General features: G+C 61.6%; 1 protein-coding gene. It reads left to right on the plus strand.

Annotated features, from left to right (window positions below; all coding sequences use genetic code 11):
- Positions 1 to 271, plus strand: a 271-nt coding sequence (locus EN859_RS36115; RefSeq protein ID WP_281015680.1) for a helix-turn-helix domain-containing protein, incomplete at its 5' end; no start/stop codon positions are given.
- Between the last annotated feature and the right edge of the window lie 81 nt (positions 272 to 352).

Consider the following 352-nt stretch of genomic DNA (forward strand, 5'->3'; position numbering starts at 1 on the left):
GTCAGCGGTGGCTTCGGCGGCGGCGCTGCCCATGCTGTCCGCAGACGGTCACGGCAGCGGGGTGCTGGCGGCGCAAACCGCCTCCATTTCGTTCGACATTCCGCTGCGCGATGCGCGCGATGCATTCGAGCGTGCGTACTTCGAGTATCACCTCGCGCGCGAGAACGGCAGCATGACGCGTGTCGCGGAAAAGACCGGGCTGGAGCGCACGCATCTGTATCGCAAGCTCAAGCAACTCGGTGTCGATCTCGGCAAGAACAAAGGCGAGTGAGGGCCGCGCAGCGTGGCCGCATTTTGCTCGTGCAGATTTTTTAGAGAAGGGGCTTGTCCAGTAGATGGTCCTTTGATATGA

Source organism: Mesorhizobium sp. M00.F.Ca.ET.216.01.1.1, from assembly GCF_004010325.2.
GTDB lineage: Bacteria > Pseudomonadota > Alphaproteobacteria > Rhizobiales > Rhizobiaceae > Mesorhizobium.